Annotated in this window: 3 protein-coding genes; all 3 read right to left on the bottom strand. The window is 27.7% G+C overall.

Annotated features, from left to right (window positions below; genetic code table 11):
- Positions 1–192 precede the first annotated feature (192 nt).
- On the bottom strand, positions 193–465 hold the full coding sequence (locus CLCHR_RS24135) for a hypothetical protein (protein ID WP_079442478.1): 273 nt from the start codon (positions 463–465) through the stop codon (positions 193–195).
- A 178-nt stretch (positions 466–643) separates the two neighbouring features.
- Entirely contained in the window at positions 644–1,240 is a 597-nt protein-coding gene (locus tag CLCHR_RS24130) for an HD-GYP domain-containing protein (RefSeq protein ID WP_079442477.1), read from the bottom strand.
- Between the two features lie 180 nt (positions 1,241–1,420).
- Positions 1,421–2,032, bottom strand: a complete 612-nt coding sequence (locus CLCHR_RS24125) for an HD-GYP domain-containing protein (protein ID WP_079442476.1) — start codon at positions 2,030–2,032, stop codon at positions 1,421–1,423.
- Between the last annotated feature and the right edge of the window lie 401 nt (positions 2,033–2,433).

Below are 2,433 nucleotides of genomic sequence, written 5' to 3'. Positions count from 1 at the left end.
CTATACATAAGTAATGTAATAATATTCAACATTTATAAAATAAAGGTTGGAAGTCTAAACTATACCTCCAACCTTACCAAATGATCATATTACTTTTTGAAGTTTACACAAAAATCTTGACAGACTCTGTAAAACCTAATTATCTTTGTTACTATCTTGTAAATATATATCTAATAATATAAGATAACCAAGTTATTTAATTAAACTTTGATCTTCCTCTTTGTCTTTTTTCTTTTTTGATATCATTTGGGCTACTAGATATACCGATGCCGTAGCACACAATACACATGCAACAGTTGGTACTGCTACAATAATTCCAGCCGCCCAAATCCCCTTACCTGTACATTTTATATTAACATTTTTATCATTTGACCTAATTTTCACATTTATGCAGTCATTATTTTTGCTTGGCTTATTGATTTTAATAAATGAACCATTTATTATTTCTTTTTTAAATTCAATCATATAATTCCCTCATCCTCTCTCTTAATATTTAAATAAAGTATTTTGATTATATAAATACACACTTCAAAATTTTAACATTTAATAATTTGATTATAACTTAAAAATCTATTATATTAAATAAATTAATATAAAAAAAATTGTAACTATACTATAGATAAATCTATATATAGCTACAATTCTAATTATAATGCTTCGTTACTATACTATCCCAATTTTCGAGTATACATTCCGCTATCTTAGCGTCATACATTATTCCTTTGTTTTTTCTTATTTCTTCTATGCATATTTCATCATTAATCGATTTTCGATAAGGCCTATCGCTTTTCATTGCATCTATGGAGTCGCAAATTAATAATATTCTTGATGCAAAAGGTATCTCTTCTTCCTTTAATCCCTCTGGATATCCCTTTCCATCCCATCTTTCATGATGATATAAAACTATTTTAGATATAATTTCAAAAGCGTTTGTCTTGCTTAAAATATCATATCCAATATCAGAATGTTTTTTCATCATTTCCCATTCATCGGATTCTAACCTATCTGGTTTATTTAAAACATTATCTGGAATTCCTATCTTTCCTATATCATGCAAGTCACCTGCAATATGAATTATGTTTAAATCTCTTTCTTTTACTCCCAAAACTTTTCCAAGATTATACGCCATATCTCCTACTCTAGTAGAATGACCATATGTATAAAGATCCTTTGCTTCCAATTTAGCAAACATGCTATTTATAATTTCCCTACGTATATCATTATTTTTTTCTTCAAGCATCTCTTTTCACCCTCTAATTGACTTATTTTGTGTTTCTTATTTCATATATTACCATAATCTCAATACTGTTTAAACAACTATTAATTAAAATTAAACTGATTTTAATATCTTACTTGTATTAAATATATAAGTATTTAAATTTATCATTTTAACGAATCACTGACTTAACGTTTTTTTAATTTAATATTGAACATCCATTGGATAATGTACTACTACTATCCTATCCCAATTCTCAATAATACAATCAACTATATTAGGGTCATACATTATTCCACTATTTTTAATAATTTCGCCACGGCAATCTCTATCACTTATTAATTTTCTATAAGGTCTATCGCTTCTCATTGCATCTATGGAATCACAAACAGATATTATTCTAGAACACATTGGTATCTCTTCTTTTTTTAACCCAGCAGGATAACCTTCTCCATTCCACTTTTCATGATGATGTAACACTATTTGAGATATATCCTCCAAACTTTTTACCTTACTTAAGATATTATACCCAATTTCAGGATGTTTCTTCATAAGTTCCCACTCTTCTAAATCAAGTTTTCCAGTTTTATTTAAAACATTATCAGGAACTCCAATTTTTCCGATATCATGTAAATGTCCTGATATATGTAATATTTCCAATTTTTCATATTTTATTCCTAGGAATTCTCCTAACTTATGAGCCATATTTCCGACCCTAGTTGAATGACCTGCTGTATAAATATCTTTTGCATCAAGTGCAGCAGTCATACTTTCTATTATGTCATGATAAATATCCCTATTAAATATATTACTCATCTTTTACCCCTCCACGAAATAATGTTTTTAAAAACTGTTTTCACTTTTAATTTTAGCTAGAATTAGTTCTAACTTCTAGTTCTTATTACTTATTTATATTAAAATTACCTAATTAAACTTGCACTGAAAATCATTATCAATTATATTATATCTTATTTATTCTATTAATCAACATGGCTTTTATATTAGCCTATTACTTTTTTCTTAGAAAACTCCTGACTTCAATAATAAAGGTGTTCTTTTATGCATCATCACATAAAAAGAACACCTCTACTGAACTGCTTCCCGTCAAGTAGACAATTAAAAAAATAAAAAAATTTTCTGCCAGTGGGGCTAACCTGCTGGCAGTTTTTATGCTGCATGTAAATATATTTCATGCTTTTCCATCGGTGTTAATACAC

Origin of the sequence: Clostridium chromiireducens, assembly GCF_002029255.1 — a bacterium.
In the GTDB taxonomy this organism is placed as follows: Bacteria; Bacillota; Clostridia; order Clostridiales; family Clostridiaceae; genus Clostridium; species Clostridium chromiireducens.
The sequence above is the reverse complement of the archived record's forward strand: the minus strand, read 5'-3'. Positions and strand labels throughout refer to the sequence as shown.

Excerpts from the sequence above, each read along its gene's own strand:
- CLCHR_RS24125 (WP_079442476.1), bottom strand. The coding sequence starts at position 2,032 with ATGAGTAATATATTTAATAGGGATATTTATCATGACATAATAGAAAGT.
- CLCHR_RS24135 (WP_079442478.1), bottom strand. The coding sequence starts at position 465 with ATGATTGAATTTAAAAAAGAAATAATAAATGGTTCATTTATTAAAATC.
- CLCHR_RS24130 (WP_079442477.1), bottom strand. The coding sequence starts at position 1,240 with ATGCTTGAAGAAAAAAATAATGATATACGTAGGGAAATTATAAATAGC.